The sequence below is a fragment of the Exiguobacterium sp. J17977 genome (assembly GCF_018616375.1).
Lineage (GTDB): Bacteria > Bacillota > Bacilli > Exiguobacteriales > Exiguobacteriaceae > Exiguobacterium > Exiguobacterium mexicanum.
This window is the reverse complement of record NZ_JAEQBB010000001.1, coordinates 657374-682894: the sequence shown is the minus strand read 5'-3', so window position 1 is coordinate 682894 and position 25521 is coordinate 657374. Positions and strand designations below refer to the sequence as shown.

Annotated in this window: 23 protein-coding genes, 1 riboswitch and 1 other annotated feature; of the genes, 6 read left to right on the top strand and 17 right to left on the bottom strand. The window is 53.5% G+C overall.

Annotated features, from left to right (window positions below):
• Positions 1–50: 50 nt before the first annotated feature.
• The 5 genes from pulA to pepV are packed head-to-tail and all read right to left on the bottom strand — an operon-like array spanning position 51 to position 6224.
• Positions 51–2216: a type I pullulanase gene (gene pulA, locus KNO58_RS03375; RefSeq protein WP_214751851.1), complete on the bottom strand. Its 2166-nt coding sequence runs from the start codon at positions 2214–2216 to the stop codon at positions 51–53.
• A 21-nt stretch (positions 2217–2237) separates the two neighbouring features.
• Positions 2238–3077, bottom strand: a complete 840-nt coding sequence (locus KNO58_RS03370) for an NERD domain-containing protein (RefSeq protein ID WP_214751850.1) — start codon at positions 3075–3077, stop codon at positions 2238–2240.
• On the bottom strand, positions 3047–3622 hold the full coding sequence (gene thpR, locus KNO58_RS03365; protein ID WP_214751849.1) for an RNA 2',3'-cyclic phosphodiesterase: 576 nt from the start codon (positions 3620–3622) through the stop codon (positions 3047–3049). Before thpR ends, KNO58_RS03370 begins: the two co-directional genes overlap by 31 nt.
• Positions 3623–3627: 5 nt before the next feature.
• On the bottom strand, positions 3628–4779 hold the full coding sequence (locus tag KNO58_RS03360) for an MFS transporter (protein WP_214751848.1): 1152 nt from the start codon (positions 4777–4779) through the stop codon (positions 3628–3630).
• Positions 4780–4838: 59 nt separating this feature from the next.
• Positions 4839–6224, bottom strand: coding sequence for a dipeptidase PepV (gene pepV, locus KNO58_RS03355; protein ID WP_214751847.1), 1386 nt, complete (start codon positions 6222–6224; stop codon positions 4839–4841).
• A 306-nt stretch (positions 6225–6530) separates the two neighbouring features.
• Between pepV and KNO58_RS03350 the strand changes: the two genes are divergently transcribed.
• Complete coding sequence (locus KNO58_RS03350; RefSeq protein WP_081637897.1) at positions 6531–6752, top strand: DeoR family transcriptional regulator; 222 nt, start codon at positions 6531–6533, stop codon at positions 6750–6752.
• Positions 6753–6835: 83 nt separating this feature from the next.
• Here the strand turns inward: KNO58_RS03350 and KNO58_RS03345 are convergent, their stop codons facing one another.
• Both KNO58_RS03345 and KNO58_RS03340 read right to left on the bottom strand, forming a co-directional pair.
• Positions 6836–7546: a pseudouridine synthase gene (locus KNO58_RS03345; protein WP_214751846.1), complete on the bottom strand. Its 711-nt coding sequence runs from the start codon at positions 7544–7546 to the stop codon at positions 6836–6838.
• Positions 7546–9243, bottom strand: a complete 1698-nt coding sequence (locus KNO58_RS03340) for a putative polysaccharide biosynthesis protein (RefSeq protein WP_214751845.1) — start codon at positions 9241–9243, stop codon at positions 7546–7548. The genes KNO58_RS03345 and KNO58_RS03340 overlap by 1 nt, the downstream gene beginning before the upstream one ends.
• Positions 9244–9371: 128 nt before the next feature.
• Between KNO58_RS03340 and KNO58_RS03335 the strand changes: the two genes are divergently transcribed.
• Complete coding sequence (locus KNO58_RS03335; RefSeq protein ID WP_376778149.1) at positions 9372–10646, top strand: BaiN/RdsA family NAD(P)/FAD-dependent oxidoreductase; 1275 nt, start codon at positions 9372–9374, stop codon at positions 10644–10646.
• A gap of 44 nt (positions 10647–10690) precedes the next feature.
• Here the strand turns inward: KNO58_RS03335 and KNO58_RS03330 are convergent, their stop codons facing one another.
• The 5 genes from KNO58_RS03330 to KNO58_RS03310 form a co-directional block, all read right to left on the bottom strand.
• On the bottom strand, positions 10691–11203 hold the full coding sequence (locus KNO58_RS03330) for a pyrophosphohydrolase domain-containing protein (protein ID WP_021065560.1): 513 nt from the start codon (positions 11201–11203) through the stop codon (positions 10691–10693).
• A gap of 14 nt (positions 11204–11217) precedes the next feature.
• Complete coding sequence (locus KNO58_RS03325; protein ID WP_214751844.1) at positions 11218–12258, bottom strand: hypothetical protein; 1041 nt, start codon at positions 12256–12258, stop codon at positions 11218–11220.
• Between the two features lie 117 nt (positions 12259–12375).
• On the bottom strand, positions 12376–14781 hold the full coding sequence (gene leuS, locus KNO58_RS03320; RefSeq protein ID WP_214751843.1) for a leucine--tRNA ligase: 2406 nt from the start codon (positions 14779–14781) through the stop codon (positions 12376–12378).
• 38 nt (positions 14782–14819) lie between these two features.
• Positions 14820–15038 (bottom strand) — a binding site (T-box leader).
• A gap of 57 nt (positions 15039–15095) precedes the next feature.
• A complete protein-coding gene (locus KNO58_RS03315; protein ID WP_131437070.1) occupies positions 15096–15842 on the bottom strand; it encodes a bacteriorhodopsin in 747 nt (248 codons plus the stop codon).
• Positions 15843–15971: 129 nt separating this feature from the next.
• Complete coding sequence (locus KNO58_RS03310) at positions 15972–17153, bottom strand: MFS transporter (protein ID WP_214751842.1); 1182 nt, start codon at positions 17151–17153, stop codon at positions 15972–15974.
• 176 nt (positions 17154–17329) lie between these two features.
• Here KNO58_RS03310 and mnmL point away from each other — a divergent pair, with 176 nt between their 5' ends.
• Entirely contained in the window at positions 17330–18307 is a 978-nt protein-coding gene (gene mnmL / locus KNO58_RS03305; RefSeq protein ID WP_214751841.1) for a tRNA modification radical SAM protein MnmL/YtqA, read from the top strand.
• Positions 18261–18833 (top strand): tRNA 5-(aminomethyl)-2-thiouridylate-methyltransferase MnmM, encoded by a 573-nt coding sequence (gene mnmM / locus KNO58_RS03300; protein ID WP_214751840.1) that lies wholly within the window; start codon positions 18261–18263, stop codon positions 18831–18833. The genes mnmL and mnmM overlap by 47 nt, the downstream gene beginning before the upstream one ends.
• A 32-nt stretch (positions 18834–18865) precedes the next feature.
• Here the strand turns inward: mnmM and KNO58_RS03295 are convergent, their stop codons facing one another.
• Complete coding sequence (locus tag KNO58_RS03295) at positions 18866–19582, bottom strand: alpha/beta fold hydrolase (RefSeq protein WP_021065554.1); 717 nt, start codon at positions 19580–19582, stop codon at positions 18866–18868.
• A gap of 89 nt (positions 19583–19671) precedes the next feature.
• Positions 19672–20142 carry a GNAT family N-acetyltransferase gene (locus tag KNO58_RS03290; protein WP_214751839.1) on the bottom strand — a complete coding sequence of 157 codons (471 nt, stop codon included), beginning with the start codon at positions 20140–20142 and terminating at the stop codon, positions 19672–19674.
• A 164-nt stretch (positions 20143–20306) separates the two neighbouring features.
• Between KNO58_RS03290 and KNO58_RS03285 the strand changes: the two genes are divergently transcribed.
• The gene (locus tag KNO58_RS03285) at positions 20307–20804 is read left to right on the top strand and encodes a hypothetical protein (protein ID WP_214751838.1); all 498 of its coding nucleotides are present in this window, start codon (positions 20307–20309) and stop codon (positions 20802–20804) included.
• A 39-nt stretch (positions 20805–20843) separates the two neighbouring features.
• On the opposite strand, the gene metK is transcribed toward KNO58_RS03285, so the two are convergent.
• Positions 20844–22052 carry a methionine adenosyltransferase gene (gene metK, locus KNO58_RS03280; protein ID WP_128122129.1) on the bottom strand — a complete coding sequence of 403 codons (1209 nt, stop codon included), beginning with the start codon at positions 22050–22052 and terminating at the stop codon, positions 20844–20846.
• A gap of 132 nt (positions 22053–22184) precedes the next feature.
• A riboswitch (SAM riboswitch) is annotated at positions 22185–22304 on the bottom strand.
• 315 nt (positions 22305–22619) lie between these two features.
• Between metK and pckA the strand changes: the two genes are divergently transcribed.
• Entirely contained in the window at positions 22620–24191 is a 1572-nt protein-coding gene (pckA, locus tag KNO58_RS03275) for a phosphoenolpyruvate carboxykinase (ATP) (protein ID WP_214751837.1), read from the top strand.
• Between the two features lie 29 nt (positions 24192–24220).
• On the opposite strand, the gene KNO58_RS03270 is transcribed toward pckA, so the two are convergent.
• Both KNO58_RS03270 and ytkD read right to left on the bottom strand, forming a co-directional pair.
• Positions 24221–24976: an alpha/beta hydrolase family protein gene (locus KNO58_RS03270; RefSeq protein WP_214751836.1), complete on the bottom strand. Its 756-nt coding sequence runs from the start codon at positions 24974–24976 to the stop codon at positions 24221–24223.
• Positions 24957–25430 (bottom strand): RNA deprotection pyrophosphohydrolase, encoded by a 474-nt coding sequence (gene ytkD, locus KNO58_RS03265; protein WP_214751835.1) that lies wholly within the window; start codon positions 25428–25430, stop codon positions 24957–24959. Before ytkD ends, KNO58_RS03270 begins: the two co-directional genes overlap by 20 nt.
• Positions 25431–25521 lie beyond the last annotated feature (91 nt).

The following is a 25521-nucleotide window of genomic DNA, read 5'->3' as shown; positions in this document are numbered from 1 at the left end:
ATTCATCACGCTCAAATCTCATTAAGAATTACAAAGATACAATCACCATATTAACACGCGATAATCGTCATTGACAACGACTCGACTTGAATCTGGCTTGGATTTCGTTCAATCGGAACGAGGCTCGCCGTTTCTCCTTGGACATAGACGTTCCAGTCACCCTCCGCTTGGAACGTCACATCGTGGAACGTGCCGTTCAAATAGACGCGGACGCGTTGCCAGGCATCATACGAATGGCTCGCCGTCAGTTCGTAGGCAATCACGCCCGGGGGCGAAGGGAGAAACTTGAACTGCTCGATGACTTTCTGCCGCGTATCGTAGCGGAAACACGTGTGACGACGCCGTAATTTGAGGAGCGTCTTCACGAACTCGACCTCGTCTTGCCGCTCGTCACGTAAGTCCCAATCAAAGTGATTGATTCGGTCCGGCGCATTGTAGCTATTCTCGACCCCTTGTTTCGTCCGTCCAAACTCTTGGCCGGCATGAAGGAACGGGACGCCTTGCGATGTGATGACGATGGCCGTGGCGAACCGTTGCATCCGCAACCGCATCGTCTCGTCCATATCCTCACACGATAACAGTAGTTTATCGTACGTCGTATAGTTGTCATGCGCTTCGACGTAGTTGATCGTATATTGCGGGCTCGGGAAGCGGCCGACGGTGACGTTCGGGATTTGGACCGCTCCGGTGATACATTCACGAAGCTCCCACTCCCGCCATTCGTTCCCGGAGACGAATCCGCGCTCCCGGTCGTTGAACGTCGACCCTTTCAAGGCGTCCCGCATCATGTCGTTGAAGTGACCGATTCGGGGCATGAAAGCTGCGTTATGAGACGAGGCTTTCAGTGACGGGCTGAGTGGTGTCGCCAAATCCCATCCTTCCCCGTATATCAAAATCGAGCGATCGATTTTATCGAGTGCGGCCCGAATTTGATTCATCGTCTCGACGTCATGTATGCCCATCAAGTCGAAGCGGAAACCGTCGACGTGATACGTCTCGGCAAAATACGTCACACAATCGACGATCATCCGCCGCATCATATACCGTTCCGAGGCCGTGTCGTTTCCGACGCCGGTCCCGTTCGCGACCGTGCCGTCATGCTCGTACCGGAAATAGTAGTACGGGACGAGTGCTTCGAGCGATGATTGCTCACGGATGAAGATATGGTTCATGACGACGTCGACGACGACGCGCATATCATGACGATGCAAGGCATCGACCATCTCGGCATACTCTAGGATGCGTGCTAACGGCTCGTCGGGTTTCGAGGCATAACTGCCCTCCAAACCGAACCAATGAATCGGATCATAGCCCCAGTTGTATGGCATCCGGGTCGCTTCGTCGACGCTGCCGAAATCATGGACAGGCAATAACTGCAGGTGGGTGATTCCGAGCTCTTTCAAATAATCGAAACCGGCACTGTTCCCCGCCCGCGTTTTTAACCCGGTCTCAACGATACTGGCATATAGCCCTTGCCATCGGCTCGTCGAGGCAGGGTGGCTCGTGAAGTCACGGATGTGCAGTTCATAGATGACGGCATCCGTCGCTTTGCGGAGCGGCGGTCGCTCTACCGGTTCCACGTGCTCCGCGACGGCCGTCTCGACATCGATCAATACGCCAAATTCGCCATTCAGGCTGACGGCTTTGGCGTAGGGATCGACGACCTCGTTCGTTTCGACAGGTGTCTTGACGTACAGTCGATAAAAATAGCCTTCATACAGTCTAGGAACATCGGCATGCCAGACGCCTCGCCCGCTCCGTGACATGCGAAACCGTTCAATCTCACGATGCGTATCGGGATCATGGATGACGAACCAAATTGAAAACGCGACGGGTGACCAAACGTATGCCTCAATCGATTGCTCGGAAAAGGAAAGGCCGAGCGGCCCGTCATAGGCATAGCGACGCTCAAACTCGTCCGTATGCACGATTTCGCGGGGCACGACGACAATCGTCCTATGTCCAGGATGAAACACGGTGTAGACCGCTTCGAGCGTGACCGGGCGCGTCAATTGGATATCTCGTTCAATCGTCCCCGCCTCTGTCGTCCATTCGTTGAGCACCACATAATCGACCGGTCGACCGTTCTGTTCGATTTGCACCGGTACGGATTCATATTCGGCAATGACTTCGAGTCGAATCGTCTCGAATGAGAGCAAGGAGGCCCGTTCAATCGTCACATGAGACGTCGTTTGCTGATCTGGTGTGTGATGCATACGCGTTCCATCCTCTCCTACTTACTGGTCCAAAAATTGTCGAAACGGCATCTGGGCTGTCGCATCTAGTAGTTTCGCCACATCTCGAATTTGTTGGGCTTTGACGATTGGCGCCCTCGTGTTCACTTGTTTCATCCACGGCTCATAATCCGCCCGTGAGATGAACTGTGTCGACCGTGTTTCAGGCACATGATCGAAATAGCCTTGTGGGGCCAACGTCACTTTTTGGATGACCCCGTCATAGGACGGAAGAAACTGTCGAACGATTTCTTCGGTACGTGTCAACGCGATGAGCGGGTTGACTACACGTTTATTTTCCCCTTTGAGCGGTTGATGAATCCACGTCTTCTGCTTCGATATGTGATAGATGCTCCGGTCGCCGTCGAGCCATTCGACCAGATAAATATGCGACGGCCCGATGATGAGATGGCTCAGTTCGACCGTCGCCCCGTTCCATTCGACGACCGGACGATACATGAAGAAATGTTGGTCGTTCCATTCGGATGCCATCTTACGATATCCGTATTCTCGCAAGAACGGCAAAAACGGGACGTCCGCCTCGGTCGCGCCTTCACAGGCGTATTGCAGTTTTTGGATGTGACGGCGGTTCGTGAGCAGCGTCTGGAACTGCGACTCCGAGAGCGGGGTCGGTTCGAGCTCGATGCGTTCCGTGCGGCGCCAAAATTTCCACCACGGATTCTCAAACTCCATAATTTCGGGCGGGTTCAACCGATTCGAATCGTGGAGGCGACGCATGCGGGCGACGTCGGACTCGATATACTCTTGAAAACGATTGAACTGGTCGAGCATGTTTCGTTCATATTTAGATGTTACGTCAAAAATTTTAATCGGGATCGCCATGTGTCCTCCTCTGACCGCTGTAACGGAAATACTTCGACTGCCTCATAGGCAGGAGTGTGACTCGGGTTAATTCGATAAAGGACGACCGTGTCAATCGGTTCCTCGATGGTGAACGTCGGGGCGATATACGGGATGCGTGTACCCGTGTCCCACTTCTTCGCAAGTGTGACGTGCGGGACGAACGGTTTACGGTCGAGAGCCGGAATCTCTTCAGATAACTTTCGCCGAAGCGTCCCGGTGAGCGTCGTCAACTCCACGGAAGGTTCCGGGACGACCGTCAAGACACGCGGACGATCTGGTCTCCCGAAGTGGTCGATGTGCTGGAACGTCAGCGCGAACGGGGCTGTCGACGTTGTCACTTCACGTGTGAGTTCTTTCACGGCCTCGACTTCATCATCGTCCAACGCACCGAGAAACTGAAGTGTCAAATGAAATTCCTCCGGACGATACGTCCGACGATACGAATAAAACGGCAAGATGTCCCGTTGTACGTGTTCGAACGTTTCATCCTCGATCGGCAGCGCCAAAAAGTAATGTGTCGACATGACCATCATCCTTTCACTCGAAAACGTCTCAGTCCGAAGAAGAGGACCGCTCCTACGATGCTGACCACCGTGTACATCCAAAATACACCGATGATGCTGTTATATTCAATGATAAATCCACTGAGCAAGTTGAAACCGGCCGTCGCTAGTCCTGACGTGACGGCCATGTAGACGCCAATCGCCGTCGAGACGACGTTGCGGCTGACCAGACTGCGAACAAACTGAAGCGCGACCGGAATCAATAATCCGACGACGAGCCCTTGGACGATAGCAAGAATCCAAACGACCCAAATCGGGGGTTCGAGTGCCAACCAACCGTTGCGAAGCGCCGAAATCAAAGCCGCACCCGCCAGCACATTGACCGTCCCGAGACGTTCGACGAATTGATACGCCACTTTCATGAACGGGATCTCGCATAAGACGGCGACGAGGAACAACGTCCCGACGAGCGTCGTCGAGCCGCCGATACTCGTCACATAAATGCCGAAGTAATAGTTATTCGCGTAAATCGGACCGAAGACGAGCATGCCCCCAATCAAAAAGGCGATGAACGGTCCATTCCAGACGGCCGACCATTGGAACGGCGCCGTCGTGAGCACTTGCTTCGGCTCCTGTTCCGATACGCTCCGCACAAACAGCGTCCCGATTGTCAGCATGACGGCGCTGAGTAAAAATGTACTCGCGAGTCCCCATGTCGTGTCCGAGATACGGCCCATGACGAACACCGCAATCGCAAACCCGGCCGACCCGAACAATCGGATGGCCCCGTAGTCGATTTTGGCGCGTGACGTATACTCGAGCGTCATCATATCGACGAGCGGGATGTGCGCACATTGGAAAATCGACCAGGCGATCATCAATAAAATAATCCATACATAAGACGTCGCGAACAAGAACGTGAGCGATAAGGCGGCCGCCCCGAGCATCGCGATAATCAGCCAAGCCCGTACCCGTCCCGTCCGGTCGGCGAGCATGCCCCATAACGGCTGGACACCAATCGAGAGAATCGGCATGATGGCGACAATCGTCCCGACCTGACCAGGAGACAAGTCAAACCGTGCCTGCGAGAAGAAAAGGGCCATGTAAGGAATGAGGGCCCCTTGGGCAAAGAAGATGGTGACGTAAATCGATTGAAACGATATTTTTTGTTGGTTCACTGTAAACTTCCTTCCTAACAGACAGAGAGCCGACCGAATCAGTCAGCTCTCACGGGTTATTATTTGGCGAGCTCATAAATCGCTTCCGCATAGATGGCGGCGGCGCGAAGTAAGTCTTCAATTTCCATGTATTCATCGACTTGGTGGGCGACGTCTTTCGCGCCAGGGAACAGCGCCCCGAAAGCGACACCAGCCTCGAGTGAACGCGCATACGTCCCTCCGCCGATCGCCATCAAGTGCGCCGACTCACCGGTCTGACGCTCATAGACGTCCGCCAACGTCTTCACGAGCGGATGATCTTCGGCCACGTGGTGCGGCGGCATGTGATGACGCGTCGACAGTTCGAACCCGAACGACAACGCAATCTCTTTCAAGTTTTGCAACCGTTCCTCGAACTTCGCGGTATATGGATAACGGATGTTTACCGTTGCCGTCCGCTCCTCACCTTCATAGCGGAACACGCCACCGTTTATCGTCAAATCGCCCGTCTCGTCACTTGCCTCGATACCGAGCGAAATTCCGCGCGAATCGGCGAAGACGTGACGGATGAACTCGATGTAACGTTCTCCTTGAATGTCGAGCGGAAGCGTCAACAAGAAACCGGCGAGGACGTATGCCGCGTTGACCCCGTTATCCGGTTCCATCGCGTGGGCGGCCACACCTTTCATCGTGAACGTATACGTTCCTTGTTCCCAGGTACACGTGCCGTTCGCTTCATATTTTTCGAGATACGCTTCAAACTTGTCTTCGAGTACGTCTTCCGTCTCGAGTACCGCTGTCGCGAAGTCCGGGACCATGTTCGGCCGTTCTCCGCTCACGAACGAGACCAGATGATGCTTCGAGCCTGGCACCCGTTGAATCGGGAGCTGTTTCAAGACGCCATCATATAATCCCTTCTCGGCGTTGATGATCGGGAAATCGGCGTCCGGCGCGAAGCCGTATGTTGGCATCGCCTCTTGTTTGAAATATTCTCGTACACAACGCCATTCGCTCTCCTCGTCACAACCCGCGATCAGGCGGACGCGTTTCGATAGCGGCAACCCGAGTTCTTTGACGATGCGCAGTCCGTAATAAGCGGCCATCGTCGGACCTTTATCGTCATTGCTGCCGCGGGCGAACAATTTCCCGTCCGCAACGGTAGGATTGAACGCCCCATACGTCCATCCCTCTCCCGCCGGCACCACATCTAAGTGACAGAGAATCCCAACGATTTCTTCCCCTGAGCCGTACTCCAAATGTCCCGCATACCCGGCGACATCTTTCGTGGCGAACCCGTCTCGCTCTCCGAGTGCGAACATATAATCGAGGGCGCGTCGGACTTCGGGTCCAAACGGCTCGTTCGGGCCAACCTTCGTCTCATCAAGGACGCTCGGGATTTGTAGCAACCCTGTTAAATCTTCTAAAAACGCGTCTTTTCGTGCGTCGACTTCTTGTCTCCAATTCATGTGGATCTCCCCTTTGCGAATGTTCTCTCCCTTATTAGTATATCCAAATGTTAGAAAGACGAACATTCATTTCGAAAATATTTTTTCGTTCGTCTTTTAGCTATTCACATGCATCTTTACATATCCTTCATTCGATATTTACGTTCATAATCGTTTCTTTACATTTCGATTGTTCGTGCTTTTCCCTTGCAATTCTATGTAGGAGCGGTATACTAAAGATGTAATTTTAGAAAATAACAATTTCATATTTCATTTGTCGTCCGTAGGTTTTGTCTTTCATCATTCTACGCATTGGGAGGTCATCCAATGAAAGGTTCAACAGATCGTATGCTAACCCGCATCAAGTCCATTTATTTGTTCATTAACGAAAGGGAATGCGTCACCACTTCTGAACTAGTAGAGGAGTTCGGGATCACATCACGCACCGTACAGCGTGATTTGAACGTGCTTGAATACAACAATCTGGTTGAAAGTCCGAGTCGCGGAACGTGGACGTCGTCAAAACGTTCGCTCAAGACGGCAAATTAAATAACAAGTTACGAGGGATTCCGGCAACGGGTCCCTTTTTTTGCGCCCAAAAAGGCACGTGTCATCCGACACGTGCCTTCATTTCATGTGAAAAACAAGTCGACTTCCTCTTCGCTCAACTCCCGATACGCCCCGGGTTCGAGCGTCGGGTCGAGCTCGAGCGCGCCGATTTGGACCCGTTCGAGCCGCTCGACGTGTTTGCCGACCGCGGCGATCATCCGTTTCACTTGATGGTACTTCCCTTCCGAGAGCGTCAGGCGGACCGTCGAACGACGCCCGGATTTGCTGATGAGCTCGAGCCGGGCCGGTTTCGTCGTATAGCCGTCCTCAAGCTCGACACCCTCGGCGAAGCGACGGACATCGTCTGCAGTCATCTCCCCGTCAACTTCGGCGACGTACACTTTGTCGACATGTTTACGCGGTGACATGAGCGCATGATTGAACGCCCCATCGTTCGTGAGAAGCAACAGACCGGTCGTGTCCTTGTCGAGACGTCCGACCGGGAACAACTCGTAATGGGCGTAGGACGGGTCGATCAAATCGACGACCGTCGATTCGACCTTGTCCTCGGTCGCGCTAATGACACCTGCCGGCTTGTTCATCATCAAGTAGACGAACGGTTTATACTCGACGACCTCGCCTTGCACGGTCACCCGTTCCGTCTCCAAGTTGACTTGACGTTTTGCGTCTTTGACAGGTTGGTCATCGACGCGGACGACCCCTTGTTTCAGTAAAATCTTGACGTCTTTGCGCGAACCGTATCCCATGTTCGCCAATAATTTATCAATTCGCATTAAGCTTTCCTCCGATACTGGAATCGTTTCCCTAATAGTTTGCCGGCCAAGTGGCTTCTCCAGCCGAGATAGCCGTATACGACGAGACCGATTCCGAAACCGACAATCGTGGCAACGATATCGTTGCCCCAACTCGGTTCATTGGTGAGCGTGACGAACAGCGAGCCATACACGGCGATAAACATCGCTCCACCCATGGCAAACATGAGCATCGTCCGACGCAACAATTGCTTATACGGGAAGTGAAGCGCCCGTTGAATTTTCCAAACCATGAGGATGATGGCGACGATATAACCAGCAATCGTCGCATAGCCGGCGCCAATCCCGCCTAGTGCGTATACGAACGGGACGTTGAGCACCGCTTTCGTGATGAGACCCATCGCCGTCGCGAAAATTGTGAAATATTGACGGTTAATCCCTTGCAGGATGGCCGCCGCTACCGAGTAATAAGCGAGGAAGAACGCACTCGGTGCATAGTGGAGCAGGTAGACCCACCCTTCGCGGTCACCTGGGAATAACGTCCCGAACAAAGGCTCCGCGAGCGCGACCAATCCGATGACGGCCGGGATGGTGACAAAGAACGATACTTGGAAAATATGGTTCACTTGATTGCGGACTTTGTTCAAATCGCCGTGCGTGAACGATTTCGTTACGAGCGGGATGGTCGCCATCGACACACTCGCCGCAATCGAGACCGGAATCAACACGATTTTATGGGCGTTCCCGGTCAAGAATCCGAACGCGGACGTCGCCTCGGCGACCGATTTCCCAGAGTTGAGCAACGTATTGACCATCGTCAACTGGTCGACGAATTGATAGAGCGGCGTCGACAGACCGACCATGACGATTGGAATCGAGTAGCTGAGCAACTCGAGCAAAAGTGACTTCATCGAGCGGACCGGTGTGCCGGCCGGATTATCGGTTTGACGATGGATGTCTTTCCGTTTTCGCCAGTACATGGCGAGCACGACGATACTCCCGATTGCACCGATAAAGGCACTGAACGTCGCAATCGTGACGGCGAGCACTTTCAAGCCGTTCAACTCCGTCGTTGCCACTGCCGCGGTCCCACCGAGTGAATCGGCGAGCGGACGAATGAGTGCCGAGTCCGAGAAGACGAACAAGACGAGCATCGTCCCGCTGAGTAGGAACATGATGCGGACGATCTGTTCGATGACTTGGGAGATGGCCGTCGGGGCCATATCCTGATGTCCTTGGAAATAGCCGCGCACCATACTCATCGCCGGGATGAGCAAGAGTGCGAAACTGACGCTACGCGTCACGAGCGTCAACGAGTCGATATATTGCTGATTGTTCTCCGAATTGCGGACCATGAGTTCCGATAACCACGGTGCTGAGAAGAACAGTAATAAAAAAGCGACGACTCCGGTCACGAGCATCAGCTTCATCCCTTGGCGGAACAAGCGCTGACTCGTGCCATATTCGCCGAGCGCGTTATACTTGGCGATGAATTTCGATACGGCCACGGGAATCCCCGCCGTCGAAATGGCGATCATGAGCGCATAATAGGTGTACGCCGCTTGATAGAGCGTGACACCGGCAATCCCGACCATCGCTTGGAACGGGAACGTGTAAAGCAGTCCGAGCGCACGTGAGATCAAATTCCCGGCTGACAGCAGCAGCGTGCCTTTGACGAAGGACTCTCGTCCTGAATCTTGTTTGACGCTTGATGACATGAGATACCTCCATCTATTCTTTCACAACTAATGTACCTAATTTTACAAAACGACCGTTTCTCATTATACTCTTACTGTTGCAGATAATAAAGTTACGAATTTGATTTGAAAGAGAAACGAGGGATACCATGATGAAAGATGTAATCGTCATCGGAGGAGGCCCAAGCGGTCTGATGGCGACCTACGCCGCCGCCAAAGCCGGAGCGAACACGCTCCTGATTGATAAAGGTTCGAAGCTCGGACGCAAGCTCGCCATCTCCGGTGGAGGACGCTGTAACGTGACGAACCGCAAGCCCGTCGACGAGTTGATTCAATTCATCCCAGGGAACGGACGCTTCTTATATAGCGCCCTCGCCCAGTTCGACAACCAGTCGATTATCGACTTGTTCACCGGGTTCGGCATCCCGTTAAAAGAGGAAGACAACGGCCGGATGTTCCCGGTGACGGATAAAGCGCAAGACGTCGTCAACACGCTCCTCGGGGCCATCGACCAACTTGGCGTCGAGATTCGCAAAAACGCGAAAGTGAAGACGCTCCATTTTAATGAAGCAAATGAGTTCGAAGCGGTCGAACTCGAGGACGGCGAGCGGATCGAGGCCGGTGCCTGTGTCATTGCCGTCGGCGGACAATCCGTCCCTCACACCGGTTCGACCGGGGACGGCTATCCATGGGCCGAGAAAGCCGGCCATACGATCACCGAGCTATTCCCGACCGAAGTACCGATTTTGTTGAACGATGCGTTCATCGGCACGAAACAGCTACAAGGGCTGTCGCTCCGTGACGTCGCGCTCACCGTTCACGGCAAGAAAGGCAAGCCGATTAAGACACACCGGGGCGACATGATTTTCACGCACTTCGGCGTCTCGGGTCCGATTGCCCTCCGTTGCAGCCAATATACGATTAAAGAACGCAAGCGTAGTAAAGAGCGCGTCGTCGCCCTCTCGCTCGACTTGTTCCCGGACATGGCGCGTGACGAGCTGTATCAAGAACTCTGGAACCAAGTGCAAGACCAACCGAAGCGGGCCGTCAAGAACGTCTGGAAAGGGTTCATCCCGGAACGGATGCTCGACCTGTTGTTGGCCGACCTCGCATTTGGCGAAGAGGACGCGAGCCAGTTGAAGAAACAATCGGTCATCGATTTTGCGACCCGATTGAAGACGTTCGAGTTACATGCGACCGGGACGCTTGATTTTGATAAGGCGTTCGTCACGGGCGGCGGCGTCTCCGTCAAAGAAATCGCCCCGCAGACGATGATGTCGAAGAAAGCGGACGGCTTGTTCTTTGCCGGCGAAGTGCTCGATATCCACGGCTATACGGGTGGGTATAACATCACGGCCGCCTTCACGACCGGACATTGTGCCGGGTCACACGCGGCCGAGTTCGCGGTACGCACAACCGTATAAAAAAAGAGAGTCAATCGCACGTGCGATCGGCTCTCTTTTTTGTGTCACTGTTTTGCTTCAAGTTGACGTCTTACTTCCGCCTCGAGCTCTGGCTCGGGTGGCAACCAGCCTTCCGGCTTCATGACTTTATTGTCAGACGCCCGGAGAATCGGCTTGCCATCTGGTCCGAGCTTCGCCATATTGGCACGCTGCACGATTTCAAACAACGGCACCGGGTCGAGCCCGAGCTCGACGAAACTGCCCATCACGAAATAGAGGGCGTCCGTGAGCGCGTCACCTTGACCGACGAGCCGCGCGACGTCGTCGGTCGGCGGTGCGTCTTGGAGCGATTTTTGAACCGCCTGTTCGAACCCTTGTTGGAACGTGGCGACGGCAGCGAGGAACTCGTCTTCATTCCGAGCCGATTGATGTAAAAATTCGACGACGGCTTCTTCTGCCGTCCAGACCGAACGTTTGACGGCACGGTCTAAGCCGAGCGGTTGCGGCGCACTCGCTTCCGGGTGTCCGAACGTCTCGTGGAACTGGCGAACCTCTTCATAAAAGTAACGTTTGCTCATCTCATTCTCTCCTATCAGTCGACCGAGACGAAATCGTCAAGGTCGAACACATCTGGTCGCACGATGGCGAATATCTCATTGTCTTGCAGGAACATTCCGGTCGAGCCGTAGACGCGGGGTGTCACCATCTGCCCGTTCATCGTCCCTTCGTCCGGGTTAACCGTATAGAGGACGAGCTCTTCCGAGTCGAGGACGTAAATGCGCCCTTGACGTTCGACGAGGCCGACACCGCGGAAGTTCTCGAACTTCTGTTGAATCGAGGCGCTCATCCCTTCGGTCGTGAGCGGCTTCCTCGACTCGACGGCCCATTCCGTTATAGGTTCCGGCGTTGCTTCAGCATCTGCTTCATCTGTCGTCGCTGTCGCATCGTCGTCTGCCTCGGTCTCGGTCGCCGCATCCGTCTCCGCCTCACGATCGTTGGCCGTCTCTTCCTCGAGCGTGCGCTCTTGGACGTACAACAGGTCCACGTCCGGCGTATCCTGTGAACGGCTCATGATGATCAACCGTTTCGTCTCCTCGTCGTAACCGAGACCGAACAACCGGTCTGTCGAGGCGATTCCTTTAATCAATTTGCGCCGTTGTTCCGTCCACCTGCCCTCTACTCGCTCAATCGTCACGAGAACCCCGTTCGCCGTGACGGCATATATCTTATCCTCGGAAATCATGCGCATGCCGATGAATTCACCGAAGCGATACGGTTGCCCTTCGTTCTCCAATATGAGCGACGCGTTCACGCGATTGGCGTTCCCGCTCACTTCGAAGAACTCTTTATTTTTCGTCAAGACGAGATAGGCTCCGATCGTGTCACTATAGTACACTTCATCGATCTCTTGAATCTGTTCGAGGGCATCGGTCGTATCGATGTCCTCCTCGTCCGGCGAGGCCTCGACGGGAGGTACCGATGTCGATTGATGGCTCGTTTGAATATCGATTTTCTCAAACGTCGAAGCGATTTGGTTTTGGATGTCCTCGTCCGAAAAGACGAACACATAGCATAAAATCACACCGACGACGACGGCAAACAGCGTCGTATATAGTACGTAAGAACGTTTCATGGACGTTTCGTCCCCTTTATATGCAGTATCGCCCTTTAGTGTAACAAACCCGACCCGAAAAGAAAACGACATGACGAAAAAGAAAGGAACGTGTGACAGTGTCACACATTCCTTTGCTTATCCAACGACGATATTGACAAGTTTTCCTGGAACGACAATCACTTTGCGGACCGTCTTTCCTTCCGTGAACTCTTGAACGCGTTCGTTCGCAAGCGCATCGGCCTCGAGCGCTTCTTTCGAAGCGTCGCGGGCCACGTGCATCTTCGCACGAAGCTTCCCGTTCACTTGGATGACGACCTCAATCGTGTCGCTGACGAGTTTCGACTCATCGAACGTCGGCCATGCCGCGTACGTCAAGTCTTCTGTCATGCCGAGACGTTCCCATAACTCTTCGGCCAAGTGTGGCGCGACCGGGGAGAGCATCTTGATGAAGTTGACCATCTCTTGTTTTGGAAGCGTGTCTTGTTTGTACGCCTCGTTGATGAAGACCATGAGTTGCGAGATCGCCGTGTTGAAACGGAGCGCCTCGTAGTCTTCTGTCACTTTCTTCACAGTCTGATGGTACGTCCGTTCGAAGTCGGCCGTCGGAGCGCCGTCCGTGAGCTCCGTCTGGTCGAACAAGCGCCAGACACGGTCAAGGAAGCGACGAGCGCCGTCAAGGCCGTTCGTCGACCAGGCGATGGCTGCGTCGAGCGGTCCCATGAACATCTCGTAAAGGCGAAGCGTGTCAGCACCGTGCGATTTGATGATATCGTCCGGGTTGACGACGTTGCCTTTCGACTTCGACATCTTCTCGTTGTTCTCACCGAGAATCATCCCTTGGTTATAAAGCTTTTGGAACGGCTCGTTCGTTGGAACAATGCCGATATCATAGAGCACTTTATGCCAGAAGCGAGCGTAGAGCAAGTGAAGGACCGCGTGCTCCGTACCGCCGATATATAAGTCGACCGGAAGCCAGCGCTTCAACTTCTCTGGGTCCGCGATCATGTCTTCATTGTGCGGATCGATGAAGCGGATGTAATACCAGCAACTGCCGGCCCATTGCGGCATCGTGTTCGTCTCGCGACGACCCTTCTCACCGGTCACCGGGTCTGTATACGTCAACCACTCGTCGGCGTTGGCAAGCGGTGATTCTCCCGTACCCGACGGTTTGATTTCATCGATAATCGGGAGTTCGAGCGGAAGCTCTTCGACCGCAACGGTCTTGAGCGTACCGTCTTCCATATGAATGATTGGAATCGGCTCGCCCCAATAGCGTTGACGGCTGAACAACCAATCACGGAGACGATACGTCGTCTTGGCGCGGCCAGTGCCGGCGAGTTCGAGTTCTTCGATGATTTTGGCGATCGCGTCGGCTTTATTGAGGCCGTCCAAGCTGCCTGAGTTGACGTGGACGCCGTCCTCGACGTAAGCCGCCTCATCCAAGTTGCCGCCTGTGACGACTTCACGGATCGGAAGGTCGAACGTCTTCGCGAACTCATAGTCGCGCTCATCATGTCCAGGTACGGCCATGACCGCGCCCGTGCCGTATGTCGACAACACGTAGTCAGCGATCCAAATCGGAAGCTTCTCCCCGTTGACCGGGTTGATGGCGTAAGCGCCGGTAAATACACCCGTCTTCTCTTTGGCGAGATCGGTCCGCTCGAGGTCTGTCTTTTTCGAGACTTCTTCGACGTACGCTTCGATGGCGACGATTTGTTCAGGTGTCGCGATCGCTTTCACGAACGGGTGCTCCGGTGCGAGCGTGACGTATGTCGCGCCATAAAGCGTGTCCGGACGTGTCGTGAACACTGTCACGACTTTATCGTGACCGTCGACTTTGAAATCGACTTCGGCCCCGACCGACTTGCCGATCCAGTTGCGTTGCATCTCTTTGACGCTGTCTGGCCAGTCAAGCCCTTCTAAATCATCGAGCAACCGCTCGGCATATTCCGTGATGCGAAGCACCCACTGTTTCATCGGCACACGGTAAACCGGATGGCTTCCCCGTTCCGACAATCCGTCGATGACTTCTTCGTTGGCGAGTACCGTCCCGAGGGCCGGGCACCAGTTGACGGCGACTTCGTCGACGTAGGCGAGTCCGCGGTCATGGAGCTGGGTGAAGATCCATTGCGTCCACTTGTAGTATTTCGGGTCGGTCGTGCTGATTTCACGGTCCCAATCATATGAGAAACCGAGCTCTTTTAACTGGCGGCGGAACGTGCCGATGTTGCGCTCTGTGAACTCGCGCGGGTCGTTCCCTGTGTCAAGGGCATATTGTTCGGCCGGAAGACCGAACGCGTCCCAACCCATTGGATGGAGGACGTTAAAGCCTTGCATCCGTTTCATACGGGCGATGATGTCTGTCGCCGTGTAACCTTCCGGGTGACCGACGTGGAGCCCGGCTCCTGACGGATAAGGGAACATGTCAAGGACGTAGAAACACTCCTTGTCCGGGTCCTCTGTCGTCCGGAATGCATCTTTCTCGTCCCAACGCTTTTGCCATTTCGGCTCGATGTCTTGATGTTTAAAATAGTCCAACATTCATCCTCCTCTGCATAATAAAAAGCCTTCCGCCCCGGTAATGGGACGAAAGGCTTGAAAGCTTTCCGCGGTACCACCCATGTTGCATTTCTGCCACTTGAGACGCCGGTAACGAGGCGTAACTCCGGTTCACCCTACTGTTCGTTCAGGCGAACTGCTCCAAGGCGAGTTCTCGCGGTCCATATACCGGTTCACACCACCCACCGGCTCTCTACAAATACAGACGTCACGATACTATTCCTTATCAACGCAATTTTTATCTCACCTCTTCATTCTAGCGCAAGATAAAAATCTACGTCAACGTCAACTTATCTTTACGTCTTAATTTGTTTCAACGTCGAAATCGTTTTGACCGCGAAGAAGGCAATCAACCCGAAGCCGACCTTGTTTATCAAATCGGCGACGTTATAGATGAGTTCTCGCACCAATTGGACTTCGACACCGGTCGCAAACAACGTGACCGCATAGCCAATCGGATAAATCGCCCACCCGATCAAAATGAACAAACGCATGTTGAGGAGCGCTTTCCGAATTGGGGCGGGAGACGATTCGGCCGCCTTCGTGACGTTCGTGAACAACAGATAGATGATATAGATCCAAGCCAAACAACCGACGAGATAGCCCCATAATCCAAGCTGGGTGAAGCCGCCATTCAAATTAATCGAAGACTCTCCAAGGTAACCAGCCACGATCATGATGATGTCGGCGACAATCAACTTCGTCAACAGACCAGTCTTCATCTTTCCTTTTAGACTGAGCAAGAGTGGGAACTTCACAAGTAGAAGCGGTGTCGTCACAAGCCAATCGATATACCGAATCTCCGTCGGGAATCCAGTGATTTCCGATAACAGACCCGAATCGCCAACCGCGTCCTTCATAAAGTAATAATGAATCGCCGCGACAAACGTGACTAAGGCGGCAACGGTGGCGACAGACCGATATTCTGGATCAAGACTATTCCGTTCGACTAGAAAGTAGAGCGTAGCGGCTGCCATTCCGACAAATCCGACCCAAAACATATATTGGGTCGCAAGCACGAGCAAATTGACCTCTTCGTTCATGGTGTACATCTCCTCATTGCTGAAACAGGAAACGACGGAACGATTATGTGAAAGGATCCTTTGTCTTCATTTTATATTCGCGAATTAGTCTTCGCCTGATTCAGATATGCAGCCGATGTGCGAATCGAATCAAGTTTGAACATTCAGTGTCCGAATTTTGATGAAGAAGAAAAGTGCGGTCAGAATGAGCACGAGCAACAGTCCGAACACGGCATTCATACCGAGTAAATCAAACGCAAGTCCTGAGAGCGTTGGACCAATCATCCGTCCGACCGAGGCCGCGATATTGACGAGCCCTTGGAACTGCCCTGCTTTCCCCGGAGGTGCAAGTTTCGCGGCAATCGTCGGGACCGCCGGCCAAATGAACATTTCCCCGATTGTCATGACAATCATCGCGACCATAAACATCGTGAAACCACCCGCGAACGGGACAATGACGAAAGCCGCGAGGAAGATGACAGCACCGACGACCAATTGTTTCTTCAAATCGTCTTCAAAATAACGAAGCGCGCGGTTGAGGAGCGGTTGAGCGAACACGATCAATGCGCCGTTTACCGTCCAAAGGAGCGAATACTGGCTAATCGTCACGCCGAGATCTTTCGAATGGACGGCGATCGTGCCTTGCCATTGCACGTAAACGAACCAAAGCGCCGCGTAACCGATGGCGACGAACCACATCGATTTCATCGTCGCGCCGGACAACGACGTTGCCGCAGCCTCAAGCTGCGACTGGACGACCGGACGTGCTGGGTCTTTCAAATAACGGAGCCCGAACAAGAGGACGACGACAAACAAGACCGATAAAAAGAAGTTAGCGTAGAAAATCAACTCGATATCGATACGCGCGATCTGTCCGCTCATCGCTGTCCCGAGGGCGACCCCAACGTTTTGGGCGACGTAAATCGCGTTGAACGAACGTCGTCCCCCTTCTGGCCAAATCAAGCCAGCAAAAGCGTATACTGTCGGGAAGACGAGTCCACCGGAAAATCCGATTAAGCCGAGCCAAGCCAAGTAGCCGAGGAACGTGGCGTGGAACAACAAGAAACCGAGCGAGCTCGCGAGCAATAGGCCGACCGAGAGGATGAGCGTCCGCTTCCCGCCGATCCGGTCAAACAGCGTCCCCCCGATGTAGTTCCCGGCAATGGCGAGCGCCGAGTTAACGAGCAGCGCCACCCCTGCGAGCGTCATCGACTCGCCTAAATATCCATTTATATAGAGTGTGTTAAATGGCCATAAAAAAGACGCCGCCGTCGTATTGAGCGCCATCGCGATGACCAAAATCCATACCGAAATCGGCATTTTGTTGTTCATACCAGTTACTCCTTTCCTTCCCGTTAAACGATAAAAATTCGGCACGACGGCCGAATCAAAAATAAGTCCTCCTCCAAGCTAACGGAACGCTCTATAAGTGTCAAGAAAAATTACTTATTATGAAATAACGGCGACTTGACTTTGTGATAGCATGAGCAAAGAAGGAGAGGATATTCATGCAAAACCCGTTTGGCGAAGCCAAATATCACAAGTTAAATGAAGCGTATCGCCGCGAGTTCGGCGGGAAAGTGTTCAAAGTCCCGCTCGACGGCGGCTTCACGTGCCCGAACCGGGACGGGCTCGTCTCGAAAGGTGGTTGTACGTTCTGCTCGGATGACGGAAGCGGCGACTTCGCCGGCAACGCCTGTGATCCGATTCCGGTCCAATTCGCCGAAGTGAAGGCACGGCTGCACCGAAAATGGAAACAGGCCCGTTACATCGCCTACTTCCAAGCGTTCAGCAACACGTATGCCCCCGTCGCCCGGCTCCGGGAATTGTTTGAGCCCACCCTCGCGGAGGACGGTGTCGTCGGTCTATCGATTGCGACCCGACCGGACTGTCTGCCGGACGACGTCGTCGACTATCTCGCCGAGTTGAATGAACGGACGTCACTCACCGTCGAACTCGGCCTGCAGTCGATTCACGATACGACGGCGAGGAAAATCAATCGTGGTCACGACTACAATACGTTCCTAGAAGGACTCGACAAGCTCCGGCGACGCCAAATCAGCGTCGTTGTCCATATTATCAACGGCTTGCCGGGTGAGACGACGGACATGATGCTCGACACGGCGCGAGAAGTTGCTAAAATGGACGTACAAGGAATCAAGATCCATTTGCTCCACGTCTTGAAACAGACACCGCTCGCCAGACAATACGAAAAAGGACTGCTCGAGCTCATGGACGAGGCGACTTACGTCTCGCTCGTCTGTGATCAATTGGAAGTGTTGCCGCCCGAGATGGTCATCCATCGTCTGACTGGTGACGGGCCGCCCGATCTGCTGATCGGTCCGACGTGGAGCCGGCACAAGATGGCCGTCCTGAACGCCATCGATGCCGAATTAATGCGTCGTGATTCTTTCCAAGGAAAAAAGAAGGATGAGAGCCATGGGATTAATGAGAGTTTTACCGTTCGCAAAATACCTACTTCGTGAACATGTCACGCCCGGTGCCATTGCCATCGATATGACGGCCGGCAACGGGCACGATACATTCTTTTTAGCCGAACTCGTCGAGGAGACGGGACACGTTTATGCGTTCGACGTTCAAGCAGCAGCGGTCGAGGCGACACGCACTCGTATCGAGGAAGCAGCATTGACGGACCGCGTCACTGTTATCCACGACAGCCACGACACGGTCCAAAAAATTGTGGCGGACGAGACACGTCCGATCACGGCGGCCGTGTTCAATCTCGGTTATTTACCAGGGAGCGACAAGTCGGTCACGACGTCTGGCAATACGACCATCGACGCCCTCGAGCAACTGCTCGACGTCATGGCCGTCGGCGGCGTCATCGTCGTCGTCATCTACCATGGCCATGAGAGCGGCAAAGTCGAGCGCGACGAGGTGCTCGCCTACGTTGAGGCGCTCGATCAAAAGCGGGCCGGTGTCCTCCGCTACGGCTTCATCAATCAAATCAATCATCCCCCGTTCATCGTGGCGATTGAAAAACGAGCATAAAAAAACAGGCGACTCATGCGAGTCGCCTGATTTCATTCTCGAATCAATTCATAAAACGTGATGAGCGTCTCCGCGAACTTCGTATTCAATCGTTCATAGCCGAAGTGCGGGAACCCTTCGAGCCGACGGATATACACTTGGTCGCCGCCGATTTTTCGGCAGACGTTGAGTGTCAATTTCACATCGGCGAAACGGTCGTCCGGTGCATAGAAACAAGCGAGCGGCAGACGCGGCAAATGCTTCTTCTCTTCTTGATGTTCGACGATTTCTTCTTCGATTTCTCGGTATTGACCGTACGTGATCTCACCAAAGCGCGACGACTCTTCCCCGCCACCCATGAACGTCATCATGCCGAGCGGCAAATCCGGACGGAAACGGTCGACCGCACTGGCGACGACTTGCTTCAGTCCGCCGATTTGGCGGGACGGATGCCAGTCGAACAGCGGTGAGATGTATGTCAGACTACCGAGCGGCACGTCATATTCCTGTAGTAAACGGTTCGTCAACAACGCCCCGAGACTGAACGCGATGACGTGAATCGGCAGCTTGTACTGACTTGCCTCACGTAACGTGTTCTTGATTAACAATTTATGGTCTTCCGCCGTCAAGCCGACCGTCTGCCCGGTCACGACGAGGACTTCATATTCGTCCCGCAACCGTCCTAAAAACGCCTCACTCAAACGCGACGTGAACTGGAGCGGATATACGATCACGATGACCCCTTTTCGTGATTCTTCTTCATATGCCATGCTGTCACCTCATTTTGTTATCACATATCTTTATACTAACAAAAAACATCAGCCGAGACTGATGTTTGGTTGAAAATCCGTCTAGGGTCTTAGCGAGGGTCGTACCGTAAATGAATCAGTTCCATCGGTTGGTCGTACACTTCCTCTTGGATTCGATTCAGTTCGACGAACGCCTCATGACTCAAAAACGCGATTGCTTGCTCGTTCGAGCTTTCGACGTACAGCTCGATTGGTTGGACTTTTCGCTCCCGTAGATGCGACAACAGCGCTGTCCCGAGGCCTTGGCGGTGATGGGCCGGATGAAGATAGAGACGGAGTACTTCCCATGTGTCCCCGCGGTCGATGGCGTGATAGAAGCCGATGACGTCGCCTTCGGCCTCACCGACAATGAACAACTGCTCTTTCGCTTCCTCGCTCGAACTGATGGCGCGGACGATCTCTTCTTGCTGATAGGCGCGTTCCATTACTTTCGAACGAACCTCGTCACGTTCACTGACCGTCGCGAGCGCAATGTCGCGGATGGTGGCGGCATCTTCTGGCACGGCTTCTCGAATCTTCATAACGGCATCCCCCTTTTGGCCAATCTAGTAGTAACATTCCCCATCAACAAAAAAATATCCTGCCCGTTCATTACTTTTTGATGTCGAAATGAGGGAAGACGTTATTTTCCATTTTGTGTCGGGTATAAGAGTATCAATGCCAACTTACAAAAAGGAGTGTTATCATGGAACCGAAATTGCAGCATGATCCACAAGTCGAGCAAGCCAATCATCCGAACCGTCAGTTTGAACAAACGAGCACAGGAGGTCCAAAAATCACTGTTGTGACCGGGATGCTCCTCGGCGCCCTCGTCGGCGGCCTGCTCGCCTTACTTAGCACGTCGAACCGTGAGAACACGAAACAGTCGTTCTCGAGCGCGAAGTCATCGGTCGGCGGTCTCGTCGATACGGTCAAGCAAGACCCTGCCGGAACGGCGTCACAGGTCATCGGCCAAGTGAAAGCAGCGACCGAGGTCATTCAAGACGTCGCGACCGACGTGCAAAACGTCTATGAAAAAGTCGCCGGTGAAGTTGATACGGTCAAACAAGACGTGAACAAAGTCGTCGGGACGGCGCAAGAAGCGAAATCGGATTTACAATCAATCGGCGAGAAAGTCGTCGAAGCGAAAGATACGGCACTTGGCAAAGAGAACACGACAACTGAACATAAGCCGCAAACCTAAAGAAAACGACCTTTCGAGTGAAAGGTCGTTTTTCTATGCTTATGCGAAGCGTTTCGCGCCTTCTTCGAGAACTGCCGCTTTATCCGTTTGCTCCCATGGGAGTTCCACGTCTGTACGACCGAAGTGGCCGTAAGCTGCTGTCTGCTTGTAGATTGGGCGACGAAGGTCGAGCATCTTGATGATGCCGGCCGGACGGAGGTCGAAGTTCTCACGAACGAGTTCGACGAGCTCAGTCTCGCTCAATTTGCCTGTGCCGAACGTATCGACCGCGATCGATACCGGGTGAGCAACACCGATTGCGTAAGCAAGTTGAACTTCTGCTTTGTCAGCGAGTCCCGCTGCAACGAGGTTTTTCGCCACGTAACGAGCTGCATATGCTGCTGAACGGTCAACTTTGGTAGGATCTTTACCTGAGAACGCGCCACCGCCGTGACGAGCGTATCCACCGTACGTATCGACGATGATTTTGCGTCCTGTAAGACCAGCATCTCCTTGTGGTCCACCGATTACGAAGCGGCCAGTCGGGTTGATGAAGTATTTCGTGTCCGCGTCGATGAGTTCAGCCGGGATGACCGCATCGATGACGTGCTCTTTCAAATCAGCTTGGATTTGCTCGAGCGTGATGTCTTCCGCGTGTTGTGTCGAGATGACGATTGTGTCGATGCGAACCGGGTTGTTCGCTTCATCGTATTCGACTGTCACTTGTGTCTTACCGTCTGGGCGAAGGTAAGCGAGCGTGCCGTTCTTACGAACTTCTGCCAAACGACGTGACAATTTGTGAGCGAGTGAAATCGGGAGCGGCATGAGTTCCGGCGTCTCTTTAGTTGCGTAACCGAACATGAGACCTTGGTCACCAGCACCGATCGCATCGATTTCTTCTTCAGTCATTTGTCCTTCACGAGCTTCGAGTGCTTGGTCAACACCTTGGGCGATGTCTACCGATTGCTCATCGATCGATGTGAGGACTGCACAAGTCTCTGCATCGAAACCATATTTCGCACGCGTGTAGCCGATCTCACGAACAGTTTCACGAACAACTTTCGGGATATCCACGTAAGTTGATGTTGTGATCTCACCTGCTACGAGCACGAGACCTGTTGTGACAGACGTCTCAGCCGCAACGCGGGCGTTTGGATCTTCAGCTAAAATCGCATCCAAAATCGCATCTGAGATTTGGTCACAAATTTTATCCGGATGTCCTTCCGTGACGGACTCCGAAGTGAAAAGTCGACGGTTCAAGTTTGCCATTTCGAAAAACCTCCTATAATAAAGGGTGATGTGTGGACGGTACTCGTTCCCCTTACGCGTTGCTTTGGGACGGTAATGAAAAAAACCTTTCGCCATGTTCAAATGGGAAAGGTTGAATCGTTCTTCCTTACCCTCTTATCGTTCGAAGCTTACGCTTCGCTTCAGGATAGCACCTTTTCCGAATAACAATGACAAATCGGACGGTTGCTGGGCTTCGTAGGGCCTTGTTCCCTCCACCGCTCAGAATAAGAGTATCCGTTACGAAGACCATCATATAAATGACACCCCGTTCTGTCAAGCGTATCGACCGAATTCGTCAAACTTCTTCACAATCAATCAAATAGTTATGTTTGTGAAATATCAAACATTTTTTTGTCCATTTCGGTTTTTGTACTATGACCTGGTACGGAATATGTTAGAATGACAATGTAAGAAAGCGCTTACTTTAAAGGGTAGAAAATGCTTGTTTTTGATTAGTATGTCACATATAATAAAAACGTCATACTGATTAAACGCGAAGTATGCGGATTTCATCCACATCTATTTAGGGGAAAGGTGGGATTCAGGATGGCGACAACGCTCCTGAAAATCGAAGAATTAATTAAAGGTGCCGACATGAAGCGGAACTTGACGGTTCCAGAACTGGTGGAAGAAGCCATTCGCAACGGTGAGGGCGTACTGACGAAAGACGGGGCTTTATCAGTCAGTACCGGGAAATTCACAGGACGGTCACCAAAAGACAAATTCGTCGTGCAAGATGAAGTCAGCAATCATTTAGTAGACTGGGGGCCGGTCAACCAACCGATCGCGGAAGAGAAGTTCTCCGCGCTGCTCGACAAAGTGTTGACGCACCTCGAGACGAAAGACAAGCTCTATTATCTTGAGGCGTCTGCTGGGGCAGATGAGCACTATACGCTACCGGTCCGTGCCATCACGGAATACGCATGGCACAACTTGTTCGCCAAACAGTTGTTCTTGCGCGAATGGCCGACTAAAGGTGCCTTCGAGCCCTTCACGGTCATCTATGCACCGAGCTATAAGGCCGACCCAGTCGTCGACGGAACGAACTCCGAAACGTTCATTCTCGTCTCATTCGCCAAGCGGACCATTCTGATCGGGGGAACAGAATACGGCGGCGAGATTAAAAAATCAATCTTCTCGGTCATGAACTTCTTGTTGCCAGAACAACAGGTGTTATCGATGCATTGCTCGGCGAACGTATCGGACGCTGGTGAGACGGCCCTCTTCTTCGGTCTATCAGGTACTGGGAAGACGACACTGTCGGCCGACCCGGAGCGCCATTTGATCGGGGATGACGAGCACGGTTGGTCACCCGACGGCGTCTTCAACATCGAGGGCGGTTGCTACGCGAAGACAATCAACTTGTCGCGCGAGAACGAGCCGGAAATCTATGATGCCATCCGTTTCGGCTCATTGATTGAGAACGTCGTCTTGGATGAGCACCGGGCACCAGATTATAAGAATATCTCGCTCACCGAGAACACACGGGCCGCCTATCCGATCCAATTCATCGATAACGCGATGCTTCCGTCACGGGCCGGTCATCCGAACACGATCGTCTTCTTGACGGCCGATGCGTACGGGGTGTTGCCTCCAATCAGCAAATTGACGAAAGAGCAGGCGATGTACCATTTCTTGTCAGGATATACGTCAAAACTCGCCGGCACGGAGCGCGGCGTCACTGAACCACAGGCGACGTTCTCGACGTGCTTCGGGTCACCGTTCTTGCCGCTCGCACCGGAGCGTTATGCGGACATGCTCGGGAAGCTGATTGAGAAGCATGACGTCGACGTCTATCTCGTCAACACGGGTTGGACCGGCGGCGCGTACGGAGAAGGCTCACGGATGAAGCTCGCCTATACACGGGCGATGGTGAACGCGGCGGTCAACGGCAAGTTGCGTGACGTCGAGACGACGCGCCACGACATCTTCAACGTCGAGATTCCACGCCACATCGACGGCGTGCCAGGCGACGTGCTCAATCCACGCGACACATGGAAAGACGGAGCGCGCTACGATGCCGAGGCAACGGCGCTCGCCCGGAAGTTCCAGGATAATTTCAAACGATTCACGAAAGCGAGTGAGGCGGTCGTTGCGGCTGGACCAATCATCGTTTAATCAAAATGACTAGTGCCCATCGGCACTAGTCATTTTGATGTGACGGACAACATCCAGTCCATCGCCTGATCGGTTGTCTTCCATTTTTCCCAAAACGGGAGTTGATGGGCGTACGGGACGACCCAAAGCTCGGCCCGCTCCCCCATCCGTTCCGCGACCGCCGTCGCATGCCGGAGCCGGACTTGTTCATCGTCGGTGCCGTGAATCAATAACGTCGGGGCCGACCAATCTTTATAGAGGGGCGAGCGCTCGACGTAAGCGGCACGGGCCGCCTCCGGGTCACCGCCGGTCATACGGCGCAACATCTTCCGCATCGAGCGCTGTTCCTCATACGTCCACTCGAGATTGGTCACACCTGCCCACGACGTCACGGACGTGAGCGGTCGTTCCGCGGCGAGCGATAACGCCATCATGCCACCCCGCGAGAAGCCGAGGGCGTGGATGAGCGTGTCCGTTCGACGGACGCGGTCGTAGAGCGACAAGACGTCCTCCAAATCGGCACCACCGAAGTCCTCTTTCCCACTGCCACCATGGTTGCCCCGGTAAACGGGTGCCACGACGTGAAAGCCTTTGGCCGCGAACTGCATCAATCGGGGCAAGCGCACATCCCCGATGCGTCCCGTACCGCCGCGCAGATAGAACAAGACGTGCCCGTTCGGCCGCTTCGGCGTGATCGTATAGGCGACGACGTCCTCACCGTCACGCGTCGCGTACCAGCCGCGATGGACCGGATAACCCGCGTACGGCGGCAGGACCTCGACCTTGTCAAACCAAGCGTTTTTCATGGAGCACCTTCATCGTCTCCGGGAGGACCCGGTCCTTCATCATGAAACTGTAGCGATTGTTCCGAAGCAGATTCGTCGGCAATTCCTTCATCAGGACGGCCCCATCGGTCTCGTCGACCGCCGGATGATCATCGAATCGTTCGATTTCGGCGAAATAAATATTTTTTATGACCGTGTCGCCGCGCCCGAGCACGCGATATTGGCCGAGATAATGGAGCGTCTTCACGACACCGCCCGTCTCTTCGTATACTTCCCGAATCGCAGCGTCATCCTCGTGTTCGCCGGGTTCGACTTTCCCGCCCGGAAACTCGAGCCCGCGCTGTTTATGTTTCGTCAGCACCCATTGATTCTCGTAGCGAGCGACGACCCAGACGTGGAGCGGTGTATCCGAAAATGGATAGTGCGCAAAGCTCAACTCGACTTTATTGTGATAGTAGTCCGTGAATGTCAACATAGTCCATCCCTTTCTTTCCCCTGTCTACTCTCACTTTACCTTGTCTTCCCCTAGTTTCAAACAAAAAAATAGGCCCGCCGGAGCGGACCTA